General features: G+C 39.7%; 30 protein-coding genes and 2 pseudogenes. 9 read left to right on the top strand and 23 right to left on the bottom strand.

Annotation, left to right across the window (positions count from 1 at the left end):
• Nucleotides 1–251 precede the first annotated feature (251 nt).
• Both cotM and yneK read left to right on the top strand, forming a co-directional pair.
• The gene (cotM, locus tag WA279_RS07325; RefSeq protein WP_015251997.1) at nt 252–644 is read left to right on the top strand and encodes an outer spore coat protein CotM; all 393 of its coding nucleotides are present in this window, start codon (nt 252–254) and stop codon (nt 642–644) included.
• A 234-nt stretch (nt 645–878) separates the two neighbouring features.
• Nucleotides 879–1,307, top strand: a complete 429-nt coding sequence (gene yneK, locus WA279_RS07320; protein ID WP_003231580.1) for a DynA interaction protein YneK — start codon at nt 879–881, stop codon at nt 1,305–1,307.
• Between the two features lie 30 nt (nt 1,308–1,337).
• Here yneK and WA279_RS07315 read toward each other — a convergent pair whose 3' ends face one another.
• From WA279_RS07315 to ccdA, 3 genes are all read right to left on the bottom strand, one after another.
• Entirely contained in the window at nt 1,338–1,829 is a 492-nt protein-coding gene (locus WA279_RS07315; protein WP_072174017.1) for a CcdC family protein, read from the bottom strand.
• Between the two features lie 78 nt (nt 1,830–1,907).
• Nucleotides 1,908–2,270, bottom strand: a complete 363-nt coding sequence (locus WA279_RS07310) for a response regulator (RefSeq protein WP_003245707.1) — start codon at nt 2,268–2,270, stop codon at nt 1,908–1,910.
• Between the two features lie 88 nt (nt 2,271–2,358).
• The gene (gene ccdA, locus WA279_RS07305; RefSeq protein ID WP_015383767.1) at nt 2,359–3,066 is read right to left on the bottom strand and encodes a cytochrome c-type biogenesis protein CcdA; all 708 of its coding nucleotides are present in this window, start codon (nt 3,064–3,066) and stop codon (nt 2,359–2,361) included.
• Between the two features lie 219 nt (nt 3,067–3,285).
• Here ccdA and ynzD point away from each other — a divergent pair, with 219 nt between their 5' ends.
• Nucleotides 3,286–3,459 (top strand): aspartyl-phosphate phosphatase YnzD, encoded by a 174-nt coding sequence (gene ynzD, locus WA279_RS07300; RefSeq protein ID WP_010886518.1) that lies wholly within the window; start codon nt 3,286–3,288, stop codon nt 3,457–3,459.
• Nucleotides 3,460–3,532: 73 nt separating this feature from the next.
• Here the strand turns inward: ynzD and WA279_RS07295 are convergent, their stop codons facing one another.
• The 6 genes from WA279_RS07295 to yneA all read right to left on the bottom strand — a co-directional run bounded on the left by WA279_RS07295 (nt 3,533) and on the right by yneA (nt 7,894).
• Nucleotides 3,533–3,751: a YneF family protein gene (locus WA279_RS07295; protein WP_003221221.1), complete on the bottom strand. Its 219-nt coding sequence runs from the start codon at nt 3,749–3,751 to the stop codon at nt 3,533–3,535.
• Nucleotides 3,752–3,836: 85 nt separating this feature from the next.
• Entirely contained in the window at nt 3,837–4,283 is a 447-nt protein-coding gene (gene sirA, locus WA279_RS07290) for a sporulation inhibitor of replication protein SirA (protein WP_003231591.1), read from the bottom strand.
• Between the two features lie 152 nt (nt 4,284–4,435).
• A complete protein-coding gene (gene tkt / locus WA279_RS07285) occupies nt 4,436–6,439 on the bottom strand; it encodes a transketolase (protein ID WP_216995730.1) in 2,004 nt (667 codons plus the stop codon).
• Nucleotides 6,440–6,607: 168 nt separating this feature from the next.
• On the bottom strand, nt 6,608–6,841 hold the full coding sequence (locus tag WA279_RS07280) for a DUF896 domain-containing protein (RefSeq protein ID WP_003231595.1): 234 nt from the start codon (nt 6,839–6,841) through the stop codon (nt 6,608–6,610).
• Nucleotides 6,842–6,904: 63 nt separating this feature from the next.
• Nucleotides 6,905–7,558 (bottom strand): YneB family resolvase-like protein, encoded by a 654-nt coding sequence (locus WA279_RS07275; RefSeq protein ID WP_015714011.1) that lies wholly within the window; start codon nt 7,556–7,558, stop codon nt 6,905–6,907.
• A gap of 18 nt (nt 7,559–7,576) precedes the next feature.
• A complete protein-coding gene (gene yneA / locus WA279_RS07270) occupies nt 7,577–7,894 on the bottom strand; it encodes a cell division suppressor protein YneA (protein WP_003231598.1) in 318 nt (105 codons plus the stop codon).
• Nucleotides 7,895–8,043: 149 nt separating this feature from the next.
• On the opposite strand from yneA, the gene lexA reads away from it, so the two are divergent.
• Entirely contained in the window at nt 8,044–8,661 is a 618-nt protein-coding gene (gene lexA / locus WA279_RS07265) for a transcriptional repressor LexA (protein ID WP_003238209.1), read from the top strand.
• A 414-nt stretch (nt 8,662–9,075) separates the two neighbouring features.
• Here lexA and WA279_RS07260 read toward each other — a convergent pair.
• Nucleotides 9,076–9,292: pseudogene (locus WA279_RS07260) on the bottom strand (hypothetical protein); the annotation flags it as partial.
• Complete coding sequence (gene fosM, locus WA279_RS07255) at nt 9,201–9,635, bottom strand: FosM family fosfomycin resistance protein (protein WP_032725818.1); 435 nt, start codon at nt 9,633–9,635, stop codon at nt 9,201–9,203. The pseudogene WA279_RS07260 and the gene fosM, both read right to left, overlap by 92 nt.
• A gap of 207 nt (nt 9,636–9,842) precedes the next feature.
• Here fosM and WA279_RS07250 point away from each other — a divergent pair, with 207 nt between their 5' ends.
• Nucleotides 9,843–10,292: a YndM family protein gene (locus WA279_RS07250; RefSeq protein ID WP_327829710.1), complete on the top strand. Its 450-nt coding sequence runs from the start codon at nt 9,843–9,845 to the stop codon at nt 10,290–10,292.
• 26 nt (nt 10,293–10,318) lie between these two features.
• Here WA279_RS07250 and pghL read toward each other — a convergent pair whose 3' ends face one another.
• From pghL to WA279_RS07200, 10 genes are all read right to left on the bottom strand, one after another.
• Nucleotides 10,319–11,077, bottom strand: a complete 759-nt coding sequence (gene pghL / locus WA279_RS07245) for a gamma-polyglutamate hydrolase PghL (RefSeq protein ID WP_336154832.1) — start codon at nt 11,075–11,077, stop codon at nt 10,319–10,321.
• 224 nt (nt 11,078–11,301) lie between these two features.
• On the bottom strand, nt 11,302–11,616 hold the full coding sequence (locus tag WA279_RS07240; protein WP_166668700.1) for a hypothetical protein: 315 nt from the start codon (nt 11,614–11,616) through the stop codon (nt 11,302–11,304).
• Between the two features lie 89 nt (nt 11,617–11,705).
• Entirely contained in the window at nt 11,706–13,346 is a 1,641-nt protein-coding gene (locus WA279_RS07235; RefSeq protein WP_336154829.1) for a YndJ family protein, read from the bottom strand.
• On the bottom strand, nt 13,343–13,960 hold the full coding sequence (locus tag WA279_RS07230) for a DUF4166 domain-containing protein (RefSeq protein WP_336154828.1): 618 nt from the start codon (nt 13,958–13,960) through the stop codon (nt 13,343–13,345). Before WA279_RS07230 ends, WA279_RS07235 begins: the two co-directional genes overlap by 4 nt.
• Before the next feature lie 4 nt (nt 13,961–13,964).
• A complete protein-coding gene (locus WA279_RS07225; RefSeq protein WP_336154826.1) occupies nt 13,965–14,771 on the bottom strand; it encodes a hypothetical protein in 807 nt (268 codons plus the stop codon).
• A gap of 146 nt (nt 14,772–14,917) precedes the next feature.
• Nucleotides 14,918–16,132, bottom strand: coding sequence for a Ger(x)C family spore germination protein (locus WA279_RS07220; protein ID WP_336154825.1), 1,215 nt, complete (start codon nt 16,130–16,132; stop codon nt 14,918–14,920).
• Nucleotides 16,122–17,213, bottom strand: coding sequence for a spore germination protein (locus tag WA279_RS07215; protein WP_336154823.1), 1,092 nt, complete (start codon nt 17,211–17,213; stop codon nt 16,122–16,124). Before WA279_RS07215 ends, WA279_RS07220 begins: the two co-directional genes overlap by 11 nt.
• Nucleotides 17,214–17,242: 29 nt before the next feature.
• Nucleotides 17,243–18,805: a spore germination protein gene (locus WA279_RS07210; RefSeq protein ID WP_080286211.1), complete on the bottom strand. Its 1,563-nt coding sequence runs from the start codon at nt 18,803–18,805 to the stop codon at nt 17,243–17,245.
• A gap of 294 nt (nt 18,806–19,099) precedes the next feature.
• A complete protein-coding gene (locus WA279_RS07205) occupies nt 19,100–19,288 on the bottom strand; it encodes a hypothetical protein (RefSeq protein WP_015383754.1) in 189 nt (62 codons plus the stop codon).
• Between the two features lie 37 nt (nt 19,289–19,325).
• On the bottom strand, nt 19,326–19,448 hold the full coding sequence (locus tag WA279_RS07200; RefSeq protein ID WP_015713998.1) for a hypothetical protein: 123 nt from the start codon (nt 19,446–19,448) through the stop codon (nt 19,326–19,328).
• Between the two features lie 148 nt (nt 19,449–19,596).
• On the opposite strand from WA279_RS07200, the gene WA279_RS07195 reads away from it, so the two are divergent.
• Nucleotides 19,597–20,031, top strand: a complete 435-nt coding sequence (locus tag WA279_RS07195; RefSeq protein WP_336154819.1) for an SRPBCC family protein — start codon at nt 19,597–19,599, stop codon at nt 20,029–20,031.
• Nucleotides 20,032–20,095: 64 nt separating this feature from the next.
• On the opposite strand, the gene WA279_RS07190 is transcribed toward WA279_RS07195, so the two are convergent.
• Nucleotides 20,096–20,494, bottom strand: a complete 399-nt coding sequence (locus WA279_RS07190) for a hypothetical protein (protein ID WP_336154817.1) — start codon at nt 20,492–20,494, stop codon at nt 20,096–20,098.
• A gap of 16 nt (nt 20,495–20,510) precedes the next feature.
• A pseudogene (locus WA279_RS07185) lies at nt 20,511–20,670 on the bottom strand (hypothetical protein).
• A gap of 78 nt (nt 20,671–20,748) precedes the next feature.
• Between WA279_RS07185 and tatAC the strand changes: the two are divergent.
• The 3 genes from tatAC (at nt 20,749) to WA279_RS07170 (ending at nt 21,940) form a co-directional block, all read left to right on the top strand.
• Nucleotides 20,749–20,937: a twin-arginine translocase TatAC gene (tatAC, locus tag WA279_RS07180; RefSeq protein ID WP_003231634.1), complete on the top strand. Its 189-nt coding sequence runs from the start codon at nt 20,749–20,751 to the stop codon at nt 20,935–20,937.
• Between the two features lie 177 nt (nt 20,938–21,114).
• Entirely contained in the window at nt 21,115–21,339 is a 225-nt protein-coding gene (locus WA279_RS07175; protein ID WP_015713994.1) for a hypothetical protein, read from the top strand.
• 244 nt (nt 21,340–21,583) lie between these two features.
• Nucleotides 21,584–21,940 (top strand): YoqO family protein, encoded by a 357-nt coding sequence (locus WA279_RS07170; protein ID WP_335389034.1) that lies wholly within the window; start codon nt 21,584–21,586, stop codon nt 21,938–21,940.
• The last annotated feature ends 129 nt before the right edge of the window (nt 21,941–22,069 follow it).

The raw sequence follows: 22,069 nt of genomic DNA, 5'->3' as shown, positions 1-22,069 counted from the left end.
AACAAGTTCTCCTCACAGCCGCATGCCAAAACATGAAGAAGATTGCCACATACCTAGCCAAGCAAGGCTAGGCATGTGGGAGTGCTTTTTCTGCACCTGAAATCAGATGAATATGTAAAGAAACAGCCCAAAACAAAAAAGCTTGTAGAAAAAAACACCGTTTTCTCTACAAGCTGGCAGACCTTAGTGTCTGTTTTTTTATGCGTTCACCCATTTATAATCCACCGCATATGATGTTAAGCAAGGTTGATATGTGGAGGAATGCTTCCATGAACCATTCAAAACGCAACGATGCGAATGATTTCGATAGTATGGATGAATGGCTTCGGCAATTTTTTGAAGACCCCTTCGCCTGGTACGACGAAACATTGCCTATTGATTTATATGAAACAAGTCAGCAGTATATTATAGAAGCGGATCTGACTTTTTTACAGCCTACACAAGTAACAGTTACCCTTTCTGGATGCGAGTTCATCTTAACTGTCAAATCGTCAGGACAGACTTTTGAAAAACAAATGATGCTTCCTTTTTATTTTAATGACAAAACCATTCAAGCCGAATGCGAAAATCAAATACTCACAGTCGCCGTCAATAAAGAAACAGAAGATGGCTCTTCTTTTTCTCTTCAATTTCCTCTCAGCTAAACATAAAAAGTCACTTTCATCCCCTATTATGAAAGTGACTTTTTTTTCCGTCCATTTATCGTCAAATACCCTCTAGTGACTCTCCCATGGCCAAATAGCAGATTCACTATACAATAGAATATGATCTACTATCTCTTTTGACTAGACGTCTATCACTTTTTTCTATTCTTTTTTTACTGTGTTCTTCTAATCTCTCTTCGTATACAATATGGTTAGAATAAGGGGGAATGCTTGATGCTGGAAGGATGGTTTTTATGGTTTATTCTGTTTTGGGTGATCATGATGGTAGTCTTATTATCAATCGGCGGTTTTTTCATGTTTCGAAAGTTTTTAAAGCGTTTACCAAAAGAGGACGGCAGATCAGAGCTTGATTGGCAGGATTACTATATTGAAAACAGCAGACATTTATGGAACGATGAAAACAAACAGTTTCTAGATGAATTGACTGCGCCGGTGCCAGAGCTGTTCAGAGATGCAGCAAAAGCCAAAATCGCAGGCAAAATCGGTGAGCTTGCATTAAAAGAAAAGGTAGCAAAGATTGATCAGCAACTTATGATCAAAGGCTATATTCTCGCAACTCCTAAAAGAGACCATACCTTCTTAAAAAGGCATCTGCGGGACAAAAAAATCGATTTGGAACCTTATCAGACCCTTCTCAAATAAAAAACCTTTCCTGACAAGAGGAAAGGTTTTTTAATTCATTTGAATATTAGCTGACTGCAGCTCGTTATGAAGTTTTCGATATGATAAATACATGGCGATTCTCCAAGGCACAATCATACCGAAAGCCAGAATCCAAAACATTCCGCTCAGTGCACCATAATCGATTGATGTGCTCAAGATTGATTTCATCACAATTCTGATCACCAAAAGACCGACTAATATAAAAACAAATGCTTTAGAGCGTTTCATGTAAATTTCATTATTTTTAATTTCGAACTTAGAAGTTTTGATTAGAAAAATAGAGAAAATCACACCTAAAGTGAATGCTTCCAAAAACTCTGCACCAGTTACCCAAAATACCGGAAATAAAAACATTAACGCTCCCGTACTCATAAAAATCGGCGGAAGAATGATTTTTTTTGGTGAAACAGGCTTGTCAGAGGACTTTATTCTGACCACCATCACAGCTACAGCCATTAACACAGCAATAATCGATGAAACTATAATCATCATACTTATCATTCCTTTGTTTCTCGGAGTGTTGATACTATATACTATACTCCAAAACAATAAAAAAAACCATTTTGAAAAGAAATGACTTTAATGTCCCATAACGCGGCTTACAGCTTCCAGCACTTTTGTTTCCTCAAACGGCTTAACAATAAAATCCTTTGCCCCCAGCTCAATTGCTTCCGTTACAATTCTTTGCTGGCGCATGGCGGTGCACATGATGACCTTCGCTTTAGGATCAAAGGTTAAGATATCACGAAGCGCTTTTATGCCGTTTTTCACCGGCATTGTAATATCCATTGTCACAAGGTCCGGTCGCAGTTTTTTATACAGGTCCGCTGCTTGTTCACCGTCCGCCGCTTCGCCTGCGATTATGTAATTTGCCTCTTCCAAGATCTCTCTGATTTTCACTCTCATGAACTTGGCGTCGTCTACAACTAAAACTCTTGTCATATTCCCCTCCAACAATCGATTTCCACAGATAATAGTCTTATTGTACCAAAAACAAAAGGATTAGTAGTAGTACGAAAGTAATTTACCGTCAAAAACCAGTAAAGCCTCCAAAAAGATCTGACAGCAAAATAATGATCAGGCTCATCCAATTAAAGAATAACAGCACACCAATCACAATCATCAAAACGCCGCCAGCTTTCATAATGAAAAGCTGGTTCTTCCTTATCCACTTCAGCTTTGTGATAAAAAAAGACAATAAAAGAAACGGTACCGCAAAACCGAGTACATATAACATCATGTATGGCACCGCTGAACCCGGATTGGTGCCTGCAAGTGTGATAACAGCACCTAATATCGGACCGGTACATGGTGTCCATCCAGCTGCAAATGCCATTCCGATTAAGACCGACCCTAAAAACCCGCTTGGTTTATGCTTAAAATGGATTCTCCGCTCTTTCATCATAGCCTCAGGCCGAAACACACCGAGTGTAATGAAACCGAACAAAATAATAAGCAACGCGCCAATTTGCCGAATCGCATCGTGATAATCCCTAAACAGGCTGCCAATAAAAGATGTTCCATAGCCTAAAGCAATAAAAATGACTGAAAAGCCAAGCAAAAAACACAAAGTATGAAACAGGCTTCTTTTCTGCAGCAGCAGCTTTTCTGTTTTTACATCGTCCATGCTGACCCCTGTAATATATGACAAAAAAGCTGGGTAAAGCGGCAGGCAGCAAGGCGAAATAAAGGATAAAAACCCCGCACCGAATGTCAAAAAATAATTCACGTCTCCCATGTCATCATCCCTTCATGATTTGACATTCCTTCAAGTTATGACAAAATCATTTCATTTTTTTAACACTTTCACTTGAAGGATTTCTATTTTCAGAAAAAACTTATATAATTTAATTTGACATTGAGACATTATACTCCTTCTCATTTGAAAATTAGTATAAATATGGATATAATATAAACATTCACTTTGAAGATCTAATGTATGAAAGGATACATCCCTGTGATTAGAGAGCATCTATTAAAAGAAATTGAAAAAAAAAGAGCAGAGCTGCTGCAAATTGTCATGGCGAACGGAATGACATCTCATATTACGATAGAGCTCAGTCAGGAGCTTGACCATCTTCTCATACAATATCAAAAGCAGCGCCTTCGAGCAGTAGCGGGTGATGAATGATTGCAAAATAAAAAACCCGTATAAGGGTTTTTTATTTTATAACCATGTTTCTCTATATCATAATCTTTACGTATTATTTCGTTTGATTATTCATGGCTTTCATCATTTGATTGATTTTCTTTTGAGAAGGTTTCATTCCCATTTGCATCATCATCATGCGTAACATTTGTTCATTAATAGGCGGATTCTTTTTCAGGTAGCTCATCATATATTTACGAGCAATAAAAAACCCGAGTGCAACACCTATGAGCAATGCAACAACGCCCACTAGGATGCCAACCCATAAAGTCATTTTATTTCCTCCTTCATGTTGTCTAGTTTAAAGTGTACTAAACCAAAAGCTATTATACAACATTTACATCTCTTTTTCTTCGGTTTTAGACAAAATTTCTTTCTTTCACCGGATTTAGCCATCCGTAACGCTTCGAATTGAAATCCATTGCTAAAAAGCAAGGGCTTACTTTTCTTAACACTTCAAAGAATATCGTTTCTGCCTCGTAATCTCCCGAAGCCACAATTTCTATCATGTGCTCCTTCATCATAAACGTCGCGTGGCCTTTTGCTTTCGGCAAAGCTATTCTATAAATATAATCCAGCTGCCTGTAATCCGTCTTGTTTAAATTCATTTTTAACCGCTGATGCATATGTAAAATCGGGATTGGTTGTGTAATATATTGAATCTGTTTCTCTGTCATTTCATACTGCTGCTTTTCAAGGCTTGTCCAATGATAGTCTTGAAATAGCTCAAACATAACCGATTCCCGGCCGAAATAGTGATTGGCAAATTCCTCTTTGATCAGGTACGTATAGTAGTGACGTTCCATCTTTTCATCCCCTTTTCCAGCAGCATTTCATTTGCTCTCTATTATACAAAAGAAGAAAAGAAAGAATTGTCTATTACTGTTAAACAGCCAATACTATTTTTGTCGGATAAACAAGAAAAAGAGGATGATTTGACTCATCCTCTTTCAAAAGCTTACTTATTGATTAATGCCTTAACTCGATTCACTACGTTCGGAACTGAGAAGCCGTATTCGTTAATGATGGTTTCACCAGGAGCAGATGCACCGAATCGGTCTATGCCGAGAACGTCACCTTCAAGCCCCGTGTATTTGCCCCATCCAAATGATGAGCCCATTTCAATTGCAAGACGTTTTTTCACATCTGCAGGAAGAACTTCGTTTTTGTATTCATCAGATTGTTTCTCAAAACGGTCCATTGAAGGCATGCTGACAACAGAAACATCGATGTTTTCTTTTGCCAATTCAGCCTGCGCTTCAATTGCAAGACCTACCTCTGATCCGGAAGCGATGAGAAGAGCGTCAGGTGTTTCGTTTTTAGATTTAGAAACGACATATGCACCTTTTTCTACTCCTGCCAATGCTTCTTCAGATGTTTGATCGATGGTAGGAAGGTTTTGACGTGTAAGCACTAGCGCTGTTGGGTGGTCAGTGCTTTGCACTGCAAGCTTCCATGCTGCTGCTGTCTCATTGCCGTCTGCTGGACGGATCAAAGAAAGGTTAGGCATCGCACGGAGTGAAGCAAGCTGTTCAACAGGCTCGTGCGTCGGACCGTCTTCACCTACCGCAATACTGTCATGTGTGAAGACATATGTCACAGGAAGGCCCATTAGCGCTGCAAGGCGAATCGCAGGACGCAGGTAATCAGAGAAGACAAAGAAAGTTCCGCCGAATACACGAAGACCGCCATGAAGCGCCATACCGTTTAAGGCTGCCCCCATCGCAAATTCACGTACACCAAACCAGAAGTTTTTGCCTGAGTAATCAACCGCTGTAAAATCACCGGCATTTTTAATTGTCGTTTTGTTCGATCCCGCTAGGTCAGCAGAACCTCCGACAAAGAAAGGAACTTTTTTCGCAAGTCCGTTGAGAACTTCACCGGAAGATGCACGGGATGCCAGGCTGCTTCCTTTTTCATACACAGGAACCTCTTGATCCCAGTCCTTCGGAAGCTCTCCTTTGATTGCCAGTTCAAGCTGTTCAGCAAGTTCAGGATAAATTTCTTTATATTTAGCGAATTGAGCATTCCATTCTTGTTCTTTTTTCTCACCTGATTCTTTAACAGCTGCAGCGAAATGCTCATAAACTTCTGACGGAACGTAGAAGTCTTCTTCATACGTCCACGCGTAAGCTTCTTTTGTTAATTTGCTTTCCTCTTTACCAAGCGGCGCACCGTGAACACCGGATGTACCGGCACGGTTAGGTGAACCGAATCCGATTGTCGTTTTCACTTCAATTAATGTAGGTTTCTTTTCATTTTGGCGTGCTTTTTCGATAGCCGCTGTTAATTCTTCAATATTGTTTCCATCCTCAACATAAAGAACTTCCCAATTCATTGCTTCAAAACGCTGTTTCACGTTTTCAGAGAATGAACGGTCGAGGTCTCCATCAAGAGAGATGTCATTAGAATCGTATAGTACGATCAGACGGCCAAGCTGAAGATGGCCTGCGAGTGAAGCGGCTTCAGAAGAAATACCTTCCATTAAATCACCATCACCGCAAATACTGTATGTATAATGATCGACTACGTTAAATGAATCGCGGTTGTATGTTTCCGCTAAATGGCGTTCAGCAATTGCCATACCGACTGCCATGGCAATTCCTTGGCCAAGCGGACCTGTTGTAGCATCAACACCGGCAGTATGTCCGAATTCCGGATGTCCTGGTGTTTTGCTGCCCCACTGGCGGAATCCCTTAAGATCTTCAATACTAAGATCAAACCCGCTTAAATGAAGCATGCTGTATAATAGTGCTGACCCGTGTCCAGCAGATAAAACAAAACGGTCACGGTTAAACCAGCCAGGGTTTGCCGGACTTACGTTCATAAATTTTGTCCACAGCGTGTATGCCATTGGAGCGGCCCCCATCGGCATCCCTGGGTGACCAGAATTTGCTTTTTCAATAGCGTCTATTGACAGTGTGCGAATGGTAGCAACTGATTTCTTTTCAATTGTATCCATAAAAATCCCCTTCCTTATGTGTTGTACCCTTACATCATAAATGTCTGACGACTTTTTCTCAACTGTTTCAGCTTAAATTTGAGAGAAACTTGTTGAATTTTGTCACATAAGAGTTTTGATTATAGTATATGCAAAAGAGGAATACGATATTGCCGTATTCCTCTTATATTAGTGAAGTTTGTTATTTCTTTGTTCTCTTTTTAGCTTTTCTGGTGTTACATCATTGCCTTCTGGGTCAATGATTTTCACGCTTTTTAACGTGTTCTTCATAGAAGAACGAAAACCTTTCAAATACTCTTGACGGAGCTTTTGCTGTTCGGCTTTTTCTTCTTCTGTAATAACGCCAGCTTTAGCTTTGGCAGCAAGTTCATTAATTCTGGCAATTTTCGCGTTTGAAATCATGTTAAACTCCTTTATTGCATTTTGTCTATATAGTACTAGATCAAAAAAAGTTTTACAACTGATTCACTCTGCTGTCTCTTCATTCTCTATGTATTCCTGAAAACGCCGGTGAACGGTTGCTTTAGAGACATCATAGCCAAACCCTCTTAGGGTAGCCGCGATTTCAGCAAACGTCAGTTTATTCGCTCTCAGGCGGACGATCTCAGAGATTGGCACCTCTATTTTTTCTTTTCCACTGTTCCCATGTTGGTTTTTTAAGTTTTTTTGCGGTTTAAAACCGTTTTTTACTGCACGCTTCATTCCCCGTCTGATTTTCATGTTGTGAATCTTTCGCTGATACTCTTCCACAATGCTGACGATTTCCAAGACCATTGAGTCAGCCTCCGATAACTCCAGTTCACCTCTATGAGCCGTTGTATAGACTTTCACACCTTCTCTATAAATACAATGAAGCAGTGCGATTTTTGCGTTTCCCCGTCCGAGCCTTGTCTCATCCTGAACCAAAATGACATCAATTCCAGCGTTCTTAATCTCATCAAGCAGCTCAAATACACCATCCCGATCCATTTCATATCCGCTGGCTTTTTCTGAAATCACTTTGACCACTTCCATGCCGTTCTCCGCTGCAATGGCCGTAAGCTCCTCCTCCTGCCGCTTTAATGACGTTTCCTGCTGTTCTTTATTTGTGCTTACGCGGGCATAAATGAGTGCTTTCATTTTATCTCTCTTTCCTCTCTATCTTACAGTTGCCAATTCATATGCATCCTGATGCTTCTTTTTCAATGGGATCACTAACTCATCACCCGGCTGGATATCAGAGGTTTGAAGTTGATTTTTATCAGCTACCCATTCAATAAAATCATTTTTGTTTATCTTTTTTGTATCTGCTACCTGATCAGCAATTGACCAGAGTGTGTCGCCTTGCTGGACTTCTATTTTAACATACTGATTAAGCTCTTGGCCGCTGCTTGTATATGACAGCATAAGGATAACCGCGCTCAAAATCACTGTGAACAGACCGACAAAAATAATAGATTCTTTACTCATGATCATAACCTCCAACAGGAATGTTTGTTCGCATTTTTATAATTTCAGTATATACGAACAAACGTTTCTGTCAATTGTTTTTTCGAACCTATGTTTGTACTGTAAGGAAAATCATGCTATAATCTTCTTAAAATCGACGTTTTGAGGTGCGAAAAATGACGAAGCTATCAAAAAGGCAACTTGATATCCTCCGTTTTATTAAAGCAGAGGTTAAATCAAAAGGATATCCGCCTTCCGTGAGAGAGATCGGAGAGGCTGTCGGGCTTGCGTCCAGCTCTACTGTCCACGGCCATTTGGCCCGCTTGGAAACAAAAGGGCTGATCAGACGGGATCCGACAAAACCAAGAGCAATAGAAATTCTTGATGAAGAAGTAGACATTCCGCAAAGCCAGGTCGTTAATGTACCAGTCATCGGGAAAGTCACGGCGGGATCTCCTATTACTGCAGTAGAAAATATTGAAGAATATTTTCCGCTCCCTGACCGCATGGTTCCTCCAGACGAGCATGTATTTATGCTGGAGATTATGGGAGACAGTATGATAGATGCCGGTATTCTCGATAAGGATTATGTCATCGTTAAACAGCAAAACACAGCGAACAATGGGGAAATTGTAGTTGCGATGACAGAAGATGATGAAGCAACTGTAAAACGATTCTATAAAGAGGATACCCACATTCGCTTGCAGCCTGAGAACCCAACGATGGAACCTATCATTTTGCAGAATGTCAGCATTCTAGGGAAAGTGATTGGCGTGTTCAGAACCGTCCATTAATCTATTGATCTATCAGATGCATGAAATAACCCCCTCTTCCTTTACGGAGAGGGGGTTTGTTGTTCAAAAAAAGCAGGCTCGCCCTGACTTTTGGGTGCGAGCCTGAATAGGAGGAAAAAGAACATCATGTTTACACCATAATTATCCACCAAACAATTGTTGAAGTCAAGGAAATTTCTTTCCTTCAGGAAACTTTTATTCAAAATATGAACGTTTAGAATATTAGACGCTATCTTCTTAAAAACGTTTCATTTTTTAGGTCGTGAAAGGATGCGGTTTTATATTTAATTAAAGGGCGAGGCAATTGATATAACTGAAAATTTAGTACATAGTTTAGGTAGTTCAACACTCTGTTAAAACAGCTCGCTTTCTTCATATAAAATGTAATATGTATTTCAATTTCACCTTCACTCAATCACTTGTGCAGTTCAAAAGATATGGCATCGTTGAACAAATCGGGTAGAAACCTTCCCCAAACATAAAGTCTCCACCAACACCCTTCTTTCAATTTAACCTTATATGAAATATGGTGTGTGATATCAAAAGGCCGTTTCATCATAAAAGTGCATATGCGTTTTTTCTTGTTTGTAATATCGAAGCCTGTCTTGAAGGGTTCCGGTATGAAATTCAAATTTGTGGCCGTCAGGGTCGGTAAAATAAATTGATTTTCGATCGCGTTCATCTCGTTCTCTGCCAGGCAGAATATTGACATGAAGTCTTTTTAATTTAGCTGATACCTCCTCAAATTCATGATCTTCAATTGTAAAAGCAATATGGGTATAAGAAAGCTTAATGTCATTTCTCGGGATGTCTGGTTCTTCATTAAGCGCTAGCCAGATGCCGTTCATGTCAAAATATGCAGTTGTTCTTCCCTTTACCAAAAGCTTTGCATCAAACACTTTTTGATAAAAATCAATCGATGTATCCAAATGCGAAACTGAAAATAGCAAGTGATTGATTCCTTTTATCTCCACAAATCATTCCCCCCTTGAAAGCTGATCATCCACATATACGTCTTTTTTCATAAGAAAGTTTCATACTGCTGAAAAAAAATACCAGTGTAAACAAAAACGGACTGTTTAAAATAGTAACATGACCATTATGAATGGTTTTGAATTGCATTATTTATCATTTGTTTACGTCCAAGAATTTTCTTCAAAAATAACAAATTAGGTGGTCAAATGAAACATATCATTGCGCTTGCTTCAAAGATTGCTTTCACTCTCGCCCTTTTATATGTGATATTGGACAGAGTCTATCACGCATCCTTTTTAAGTGTGATGTTTATTGCACTTTTCTTAGGTTTTGTTTCCTATCTTTCTGGTGACATGCTCATCTTACCCAGAACAAACAATATTACAGCTTCATTGGCTGACTTTGGCCTTTCATTCGTTATTCTTTGGGTATTTGTTTTAACCCAAACAAGAAACGATTTCTCACCATTTGGAGCAGCTCTCCTTTCTGCTGCCTGTCTTACTGTTTTTGAATACTTTTTTCATCGGTATTTACTGAAAAATGTACTTGATGAAAATTTCCGAAATGAACTGTCAGCGAGAGATAACACGTTGCAGTATCAAACGGAAGCCGCGGACGAGTTGTTTCCCGAAACGAATGAGAAGCATAAGGAATAGGAGGCTGTCTTATCGCCTCCTATTTTTCAGTAGCTATTTTTGAGAAAACGGAACATCACTTCTGTAAACTTATAAAACCTCTCATTTTGAGTAACAGCTCTGCTTTTTAAAGAAAAGATGCCGAACAAAGACTTTCTAAAGCCTGTGCTCATTTCTATCTGGATACTTAAACCTGTTTTTGATTTATTTGCAATGTTATTCGGACTAATGCCCGCATGCGGATGGTCCGTATTGAGCAGTACAGCAGGAAAACCGGCATGCTGCAATTTCTCAACTAAATCTGCCGCTCTTACGCGATCTGTACCGCCGACTTCGATCTGTTGATATTCTTCTGCGTACCCGTGTAATGAAATGACATATTCATGATTTCCCGTCATTTTAAGGGCCCGAGGTTCATCAAAGTGCGTGCTCGTAATGTGCAGGACTGAGTTTCCTGTCGATTTTAAGCCTTCAAATAAATACATCGAGTACTCTTTGCTGAGCTCTCTCGCTACTTCACTTGTCCCGCCTTCAATACCTCCTCCGTGAATAGCTAAAACAAGAACAGGGCTTCCGGTTTCTTTCGTAACAATGTCGTAATCAGAAGGATCTTCATTGTTTTTTAATTCCTCAAAATTCTGATATACATCTTCAGCATAAATTGAAGAAATCGGAGTAAATACCATGAAAATAAACAATAATTTTACAATTTTAATAGTTGATGGAAAACGTTTGGCTATGTTACAATCAACATGCTTCAAGGAATGGAGCAAACGGCGGAGCAGGGATACTTTGGCCGGTTTCATCTACTCCGCCTCTAAGTCCAAATCAACAGGATGTAGGTCTCTTTGAGGCTTTAGCACGAATTCTCTCGTCCTCCTTGTTAAATTTTTGTTAAATTCACAATATTATATACCATTAGCCCGGGCGCTGTTCTTCTCATTTTTGAATTTATGAAAAGTAAGCTGGCACCACCTCCCCCATTTCCATACAAAACAAAAATGCACCTGCTCTTTGGCCTGTGCATTTTTTATTTTCTCTTCATTCTTCGTTTTTTTGCTTGATTTAATTTCATGATGTTTTTTTCAATTTTTCTTATGTTTCGCCTTTGCGGGATTGTTTTCATTTCATAATAAACAGAAATAAACCCGCTTAATGTCACTGCTGCAATATAAAGGGCGCGCTGTTTGATCATCCGGTCAGCGTGTCCATGATCATTCGCTTCTTTTTCCAGCCTTTCGATCACAGTTTTATCAAACAGCTGATCGACATACACTTGTTTCATTCCCACTGCAAACCCCGCAGCCAGCCAAAGAATCAGAAATAAACTGATATAAAACACCATAAACCCTTCCTTTCCTGTCTTGATGCGGCGCAGAATTTTTTTAAAACAGTGCATCTATTACAACTGGCAGACGAAGCTTCTTAATTTGGTTAGGTTCTTTCAATAGGCCGGTTAATATGTGTAATGCTGTAATGAACAGTTAGAAATTTTATTCCAAACAGCCACATATGATGAACAGCGGTTAATTTGTTGTCATGTGCAGCTTCTATCAGAAAGGTTTCAGATAAAGGAAGCGGACAAGTTCCCGCTCTTGTTTGTAGATAAATTCCCTCATCCCCCGCTCTGCTTTTTCTCCGCCTGCTTGTTAAAACCAGCTTCTCCTGATGATGATATGGTTTTAAAATACCTGTCATGCTGCTGAATGGAAGCGGCAAAGAAATATTCATATACCCCTCTCCATTTGAACGGTACATTGAATATAGCGCAGTAAAAATGGTTTCGTTTTTTTCATTTGTTCTAATCCAGGCACGAACTCTTTCCCTTCCGTCTTTTTTCGAAGGAACACCTTTTATCTTGCTGTACATCCTATACCAGTCAGGGTTCGTCGAAAGATGTATTTGGCCGATTCTTCTGCTGAACCATTCGTAAATAATTGCAAGCGGCCAAAACCACGTGCTCCATGTTACTTTTGCTTTAATATTGTATTCGATGGTTTGTTCATAAAACGAAAGAATGAGTGGCGCCAGTTTTTCTGGTGAAAAATCTTTTGAACGCAGGCTGTCCATATCATCCACAAGTCCGCTGTACCGAGCGTTATTTTCAGCTTGAATGTTAGCTAAAAATTCTTCTCCAATCTTTCTTTTTCCGTAGATACGGCTGAATGTCTTTACACTGTCTGCATCAAAAGGCTTCGGATCCTCTATTCTCCACCCTATGAGAGCGGGCAAGATAACACCAAACGCGTTGACAAAACCGTGAATCCAAATCATCTGATTGATGGTCAATGTAACTTCTTGCCGAAATACACCAAATGAATAAATCATCGAGAAAGCAATCGTTATCATTAAAACAGCGGAAGAAAGCCGAATAAGAAATGTCCCCATCTTGGTGCGAAAAGCTGCCGTGAACACCAAAAATGCATGAAGATAAATCGCCGCCATATAAATGCTAACCGCAATGACATCAAGTGTTTTTGAATATGTGATGCCCAGTGCGATAAGAAGGGGCGAAAGCAAAATCACCCATGTTATCCAACTATACAACATCCGATGTTTTCTAATGGTTCTGCCGAGTAAGCCGTTGAAGATCGGGATCAGAAAAGCAGAATAGTGAAAGTGGACAGCAGTCAGCAAAATGATGAGAGGGCCAAATTGCATGATCTGCAAATGGGCAGCATAAGCAAAAAACCAAAATCCTCCTCCCGCCAAATAAATAAGACCGAACAAAACTGATGTTTCTTCGATTCTATGTATCTTTGTTTCCCAAAGGCGGAGGATCGCATACAATGCAATAAAAACTGTGTACATCCACCAGATTAGCGCGAAACCTCCAACCTCCGTCACTAGAGCCAGCACCGCAAAGAATGCGGCTACCGGATAGCACTGGATTAGCCCATATTCCATAAACTGAGCAGCACGAACCGGCGATTGACGAAAAACAAAAGGGAAAATTCCCGGCACAAAAAAAAGAATGGATAACAAAACGAGTGCCTCTGCCACTGAAATATCCGGTGCTTCCGCTGCAAGAAATCCTATAAAACAAAGCGCACTGACTATGCCATTTCGTTTCATGATTCTCTCTCTTCCTCCTGAAACGTTCCTTTATAAAAGAAAAGAGTGCCAAGAATTGTATTTTGCACATGCACTTCAATGGTGAAACAATTCTTTTTTTCATCAAACGTTTCGCAAACTACGGATGTACCGGTCAGCCATTTCGGCAGCGGGATTCTTTTTCCACATATCAATAGCCATTGCTTTCCCGATGTGATTGTAAGAGAGCCGTCAAGAGATGCCTCGAACGTCAAAACAGACAACAGCAGATGAGGTTTACCGAAGAAATCAAGTATTCTATTTTCTTTCTCGTCATATATCATTATCGCGTCAAAGAAACGTTTTTTGCCTTTAAAGAAAAATGTACGATTCCATTCTATTCCTGTATGTTGCGATTTCAAAAGACAAGTTCTATTTTGTATTGTAAATGGAATGTCTTTGCCTCTTTCTGAAAAGAAGCATCTGAAAAAAACACCCAGCTTTAACAGCATTCTAACCAGAAGAGAGCCTCCGCTTATTTCTGACATCGTTCCCGTCCCGCTGAATGTATGAGACCCTTCTAATTGGTACCGTTTCTGCAGCTTGGGATGCAGCAAATGATAGTTAATAATTGATTTTTCATAAATCGAACTCACAATGTCACTTCTTTCTCTTTCGTTTTGTGCGCCTGGCACTGGGGAGCTGCAGGCTAAGAGCGCCGCTTGCTGCGGAAAGCACACTCAACAGAACCCACATGAATATTTCGGAACCTAGACAAGCAAACCCCGCAAGGATACAAGCCTGGACACCATGAATGATCCATTTTCTTTTTAAAGGAATCAGCCACAAAATAGCTAAGCCTATCTCCGCTGTTCCTGCCAATATGCTTGTTTCAACACCTGCAAAGCCTTGATAGAACCAAAACAGGCTGAAAAACAGACACATGAACACATAGATGATAGCGGATCGCATGAAGCGCTTCGGATGTTTATTTTGCTCTACCCAAAGCCTTAATGCATCAAAGCTCCAGGCAGTCGCCCAGCCAAGCAGCGGCCGAAATAATAAACGATCGATCCATCTTCCCGGCAGTCCGTAGGCTGTTTTGTATTGGTACTGTGTTAAAAACGTCATTTTCCCATTTTCTCTCTGTATATACTTCCAGTAGCCGCTTCCATGCCGAATCAGAGATAATGGATGATCAGAGCCAAAAGCCAGTGAAGAAGACCTTTCAGATGAACATTTGTTGAAAACACCGACGGTTTCTCCTGTACCTGACACCTTTAATCCAAAGCCTATTTTTGTTTCGTAAAGAAACTTCTGTTTTTCGCATGGTTGTCTATTTAAATACGTAATATTTGAAAACCGGAGATCCCATTCCTTATGCAGTGATGGGTTTTGTGTATATTCCCAGAGTGTATCCAGATCAGATTTCATTTCGATTTCTACATAAATCGGTTTCTGCCTCACAGCCCCTTCTCCCTTCTATTTCAAGCAATTCCTATATTAGCATATTGGTCGATTTGAAAAGTGTATATCTCTCCAAAAAAAGTATCTTTATCCTAAAAAATGCATAAAAAAGAGAAGAGAGGTTTCCTTCTCTTCCTTGGGATTCATTACTGAGTTTTAACCGTGCCGTAATGAGTAATTGTGACGTTCACACTATATGTGATGTCGGCTTTACTGAAGGTGTCATCCCAGTTATTTTTCACCCTTTTCCATAAGTGAGGATATGTAAGTCTTAAAGATTCATCAAAACCCGCAACATCTGCTTTATAATCATGCTGAATTTTTTTTAATACATGACCAACTATTTTCTTTACCTCGTTTTCAATAGTCGTTTCGAGACGATCTATAAACTGGGTGTCCAACGCCTCTTTTGTGTTCCAGTTTTCAACCAAATCGCCTTCTGATTCAATATCGACATGGAATGAAATATCCGTCCCTTTTACGATTGGATGAATTTTGCTTTTGATTTTATTGATATCGTACGCTAACGTCTGTTGGCTCTTTTTATCATGGCTTTTGACAACCCCGCCTTTTCCTTCCCCTCTAATCCATGTAATCCCCTCAGTTTCATATTCATTTAAGGTGCCGATCATTTTTTTCGACTTTCCGTTAATTACAGCTGCTCCGGCATACTTGATCGCTCCATTCGCCGCGACCACATTTTGCAGTAAAAAGCTGCTGCCAGAATGCAGTTTTCCAATTAGTTTCGCGAGTGTCACAGGGGAAAGAATTTTGGAAACTTTATGTTCATTTTCACCTAATCCAATCAGCCGAAAAGCCGGAATTTCTCCGTTCTCTTTCAGCTGGAGAGCTTCTCTTGCTTCCCCTTTAGCAGATAAAACAAGACAGCTTAGCCTGATTTCATTATCACGAAAAAATTGATCCAGCATTTCGTCGATAGGAAATGTGTGCAGCACATCTTCACTCATGACAACAACTTTTAAATGCGGGCTAAACACTTCTCGGTCCCGCCTTAGTGCAACCTCACTTCCGATCTGCTGTAATGAATCCCCTGTTTCACTAATATTAATATACGCTTTTTGCGCTCCTTGTCCGCTACCGCCTCCCCCGCCAGTGCCCGCGCCTGCCGCTTTTTCATTAACAAATTGATAGGTCAGCGTAATGTTGTCTTTTTTCGGATAGCTCCCGCCCTCTTCTTTTAACTCTTTTTCAGTGTTCGTTTCTTTTCCTTTATCAATTGCGATAGCGAATGTGAGACCCAGATCTTCTATTTCTCGGCTGCTCCAGCATCCTGTTACGCAAATCATCAGCAAACATACCATGACCATAGCAGGCAATTGACGTTTTAGTTTACTTTTCACCTCTTTTCCTCCATTTCGAAATGACTAACAGCAAAATCGGCAATGCGCCAAATATATACAAAGCGATATGACTTACCGTATCGCCCAATATAAAGACGTCATTTTCATTTTTCGGCATGCAAGAGAGGATATAAATAACAGGAAGCAGCCCAAACATACATGAAAGGGGTTTCTTTTTAAAAACTTGTGAGACTCCCAGGGAAGCTGCATAAAAAGTGATAATAAACGTGGCAAAAAGCTGCATAATCCAAATCACAAGCAGAAATGATTCAAACCGTTCAAATATTAAACCAGGTATTTCAAAACTTCTCATCAGATCAAGCCCCGGCCATGTTCTCGTCACAACTCCCTCAACTGATAGTGCACCGATGACCATAATCAGTGTAATCATATAAAAACTGGTCACAACGCTTGTTCCGATCACAACTGCTTTCACCGCATTTTTCGGCTTTTTCATAAATGCTACTAAAATAAACATAATTTCTGAACATGTAAATGAAAGGTTCGTTGTCTTTACTCCTCTAAGAACCGGCATGATTCCATCACCTAATACAGGGCGCAAATTGTTGATCTCAAATATGCCTAAACTCATGAGGGCTATCGTTAAAAAGATGATGACCGTAATCGGAAAAATCATTTCAAAAAGCCGTGCAATCGGATCTAGGCCTTGTGTAATTGAATAAATCCCAATCCAAAGAACTGTCATAATGATGGCCCAAGACGGTGTCCCTTCGAGGAGAAAAAAATCCACGATTTCGGACATGACTCTGACTTCAAATGCACCGAGTGCCAGAAAATAAGTAATAAAAACAATACTGATCAGATGCCCGAGCCATTTTCCTACAATATGTCGGGAGTATTCATAAAAGGTCTCCTTAGGATACTGCTGGCTTAATTTAACGATAATCATCCCGGCTATTACCGCTAGGACCCCGCCTAATAAAATTGAAATCCATCCATCAGGAGATTGTGTTTGTTCTGTTACTGTCCGAGGGAGCGTAAGAACTCCGGCAGCAAGCATATAATTAATGATGATAATCGTTGCCTGAGCGGTTGTGATTTTACTGGTTGGGCTGAACATGAGACTTTATCACCATCCTGTCGAGTTCATCACTTCACCCGTTTTGTATTATCTGTATTCATCATTTTAGGCCGGCGCTTCATAACTAAAAGAGGCATTCTGATAACAAAGTCTTTCCAATCTTTTAATTGATAGGGCACTGCCGGACTTGCGTATGGCACACCAAAGCTCTTTAGTTTTACGACATGGCTGCTTAGCAGCAGATAATACATAATGACTCCAAACAATCCAAACACCGCCGCACAAAACATCGCGCCAAACCGAAGCATCCGAAGTGCTATACCTGTGCTATAATGCGGGATGGCAAATGAAGAAATTGCTGTGAGCGCAACAACAATGACCATGATTGGACTGACAATCCCCGCCTGCACAGCTGCTTCCCCGATGATTAATCCGCCAACTATGCCAATTGCGGGTCCAATCGGTTTTGGCAGACGAAGCCCCGCCTCTCTTAAAATTTCGATCGCGACTTCCATAAATAAGGCTTCTATGAGGGATGGGAACGGAACACCTTGGCGCGTCCCGGAAATTGAAATCGCCAGCTTGGTCGGAATTAACCCAGGATGAAAAGAAATAAATGATATATATAAAGCGGGTGCAAATAACGTTATCATTGCTGCGATGAACCTCAGCAATCTGATGAGCGAGCTCGGGAACCACCGTTCATAATAATCTTCAGGCGATTGAAGCATCATGCTGAAAGTGACTGGAACAATCAAAGCAAACGGAGTGCCGTCAAGCAGAATAGCTACTCTTCCTTCCATTAGTCCGCTTATGACGCGATCAGGACGTTCTGTACTCTGTACTTGCGGGAATGGGCTCAAGTAATTATCCTCAATTAACTGTTCAACGTAGCCTGACTCCGGCAAATGATCGATCTCAATCCCTCTCACTCTTTTTCTTACTTCCTCGACTACTTTTGGATCTGCAATGTCATTCATATAAGCGATGATTAAATCCTTTTTTAATCGTGTTCCTACTTCAAATCTCTGCAATGTTAATTGATCATTTTTTCCTTGCTGTCTCAAAAGAGCTGTATTCGTACTCAACTCTTCTGTAAAGCCTGTGCGCGGCCCTCTGACAAGCGCTTCTGAAAGCGGCTCCTCGATACTTCGATTTTGTTTTTTTACAGTTCCCAGAAGAAAGGCCTGCGGTATTCCATCAATGAGAAGCGCTGTCGAACCCATGAAAACATTCAACACGATATCACTGATTTTCTCTGATTCTATGACATCACCGATTGATACGATTTGATTTTTTATCTGTTTCGAAGTTAAAATACCTTTGCCGGATTGAGAAATTTCATCGCTTACCTGATTAGGTTGATTCATGACTAACACTGATAGTCCTTTATTAATCAAGTCCTGATCAGACAGTCCTTCAACAAAGATCAATGCAGCTTTCACATGTAAATGAGTGATTTCAAGCTCACGGAAGTGAACGTCCCCGTTATGTCCTATTTTTCTTTTTACATGTTCTAAATCGCATCCGATGTTACCGGTTAACACATCCTGATCCTGCTTTTCAGCTGTCGAATAATCTGATTTATGCTGCTTCTGTGTTTTGTACTGATTGTTCCGCCACCTCATCATTGCACCTTCTTATACATGAATCCAAGTAAACACTTTATAGATTACATATGGAACGAGAAATACTACTAACGCTTGAAACCACACATTCCAATCAGTAAGTGTTGATATCATGTTATCCATCTGTCATTGCCCCTCTCTCTAATAGGATTATTTTTCCCGTATACCTATTTTTTATGTTCGTCTTTTTTCTCAATAAAAAAAGCATGATGAACATTTCATCATGCTTTTAAAGAAATCAACCTGACCATTTTGCATAATTAACACAAAATGAGCCTTTTAGCAGTCTGGGATAAACTAAAATTCCAGCTTGAAGCTTTCTTCCTGATCTGAAACTTCCACAGGAATCCCCATTATCGTTTTCGGTTTGGAAACGTAAACAAAGCGCATTTCTTCCTCTAATTGCTGAAACGCTTTTTCACTAACTATAATTCTGGCCGGCTTCCCTGGACTGTTATCAATGGCTGCTTTGATTTTTCCAAGCATAAAAAACCTCCTGTTTTAGAAAATGGCTCATTTACTATTAAAACAAAAATCGCAAAATAAATTGGCTGAACAGGAATTCCAGTTCAAACATAACAGTTGCGGCTGAGCAAACAAGCATGAACGAAATGACAACATACACATCTCTCTCTTTCTCGAACATGCAGAATTCTCCCATTCACAGATCAGACTGGCGACTGACACGCTGTTCAACAGCAGCTCTAGCATAAATAATGCACGCTATGGACATGATCTTATTAGTTATTATATGATTGAATTGAAAAAACATCATATGTCAAGAGGTAAACGAAATGGCTAAAAACAACGAAAATACATTACCAGATATTACAAAAATCATTACCCTAGAGGCTCCCATTCAGAAAGTCTGGGAGACAGTCTCTACTTCAGAAGGCATTGCCAAGTGGTTTATGCCCAATGACTTTCAGCTCAAAGAAGGACAAGAATTTCACTTACAATCACCGTTTGGGCCGTCCCCTTGTAAAGTTTTGGCTGTTCAAGCTCCAACTGAACTTTCTTTTGAATGGGATACAGAAGGATGGGTCGTTACCTTTCAATTAGAAGACTTGGGGGAAAAGACAGGGTTTACCCTTATTCACAGCGGCTGGAAAGAGCCGAATGAAGTGATCGGCAAAGCAAACGAGAAAAGCTCCGTCGTTCGCGGCAAGATGGATGGCGGCTGGACTGGCATTGTAAATGAACGGCTTCGTAAGGCTATCGAAGCATAAAAAAGAGAGAGGTATCTCTCTTTTTTGTTCTTTCCCAAGGGTCATACTTCACAATTTGAGTCCATCAATCATAAAACGTAACAGTTTTAGATTTACCAGAGTAATCGGTAACAAAGAACTCGGCCTTGTTATTGCTCCCATCTACAAATTTTCCAATACTGCCAAAGGTGTGGCATTCTCCGGGTGAAAAATAGTTTGCCCCTACATAATCATCAGGATTGTCACCGGGATCATCCTCATATAAGTGCAGTGAAACAGAAAAAGGAGTGCTTCCTGAAAGGCACACTCTAAAATCTCCTCCGGTCGAGTATACCGTCGGACTTGAGTAAGTATATGTGTAAGTCCCCAACTTATCCCACTCTCCAGCCCCCGCAGTTCCGGCTTTTTCTGCTTGTGCCGTTAATGGAAAAACCGTAGCCAATCCTAAAACAGACAAAAATCCAACTACCTTAGTGAATCTCATCAGCTACACCACTCCTCTATTTCAATAATAGCCGCAGATACGTTTGTATCATTTCCGGCAGAGCTACATAATTGATCCAGCCTGCCTCACTGCTTCTTAGGCAGATGACATTGGACATTATATTCAGCAGCAGCCGTTTTATGAATCTGCCTTTGTGCTGGTTTTAAAATGTTCAAAATAAATGCATTCCCATTTGTACTGCTATCTCTTATAATTTGTTTAAAAGGTTGTACTTCAATCAGGGGGAAAAGGATATGGAATTAAGCTTCACAAAAATACTCGTTATTTTGTTTGTGGGTTTTTTAGTATTTGGGCCTGATAAACTGCCGGCGCTTGGCCGTGCAGCAGGAAAAGCCTTATCAGAATTTAAACAAGCAACAAGCGGACTGACTCAGGATATCAGAAAAAATGACTCAGAAAACAAAGAAGATAAACAAATGTAGGATAAATCGTTTGGGCCGATGAAAAATCGGCTCTTTTATTTTGATTTGTTTTTGTGTCATCTGTCTTTTTTTTTATCATTTGGACAGCCCTTTTTTCCTTCTATGATTTTAACTGTCCAAGCCGCAAAATCTACTCGCCGTATAATAAAGCGTAGTAAAAATAAAGGAGGGGTATATATGGGTTATTACAAAAAATACAAAGAAGAGTATTATACGGTCAAAAAAACGTATTATAAGAAGTATTACGAATATGATAAAAAATACTATGACCACCATGATAAAAAATATGATGACTGTGATTACGACAAAAAATATGATGACTATGATAAAAAATATTATGATCACGATAAAAAAGACTATGATTATGTTGTAGAGTATAAAAAGCATAAAAAACACTACTAAACGCCATTAACATCTCCTCGTTTTTACTTCCCCCGGCTATTGCCGGGTCTTTTTTGTTTGTGGACTATATGTATATTTCTGAAGCTTCTCTTTCTATGAAAACCTTGGTTACTGAATCTAAAAAAGAATAATAAATATTTAGTACATAGTTTAGTTAGTTCATAAGTGAGCGCATTCAGTTTATTGCAGTTACAAAAAAACTTTTATAAACTCTTTGAGGATTTTACATAAAAGGAGAGGTTTTTTGTATAGAAACATCGTATTTTATCTCATTTTACTTTGTCTATTTATATCAGTTGTCATGAAAAGCTTTGAGGTGATAAGCACAATAGCCAATGTTATCTGCTTTGTTTTCGTATTGCTGTATTTTAAAGATGAAATGAAAACATACTCACGTAAAGCGTTAGCAATCCTAAGTATTTGTTTTCTTTTCTTAGTCGGTATCTGTGCTTTTATCATTTTACAAGAACAGACATTGATGAAACGTCACCTCTTTTTTACAGGCTGGGAAACGATAGCGGGCATTCTTTTAATAATCGTTTCTTTAAGCATTTGTACTTTTATTTTGAGGAAAATTTCAAATCGGTTAAAACGATTTTGATCTCATTCTTTCCTCTGATAAAGGTATATAGCTTTCAGATTGGCGAAGCGTTTCGTCCCTTACTTCACTCAAAATGAAATATTTTGTCGATTTATATACATTAATCCAGTTCCAAAATAAGGTATAATA

The sequence above is a fragment of the Bacillus sp. 204(2023) genome (genome assembly GCF_037027505.1).
GTDB classification, from domain to species: Bacteria; Bacillota; Bacilli; order Bacillales; family Bacillaceae; genus Bacillus; species Bacillus subtilis.
This window is presented reverse-complemented; position numbering and strand designations above follow the sequence as displayed.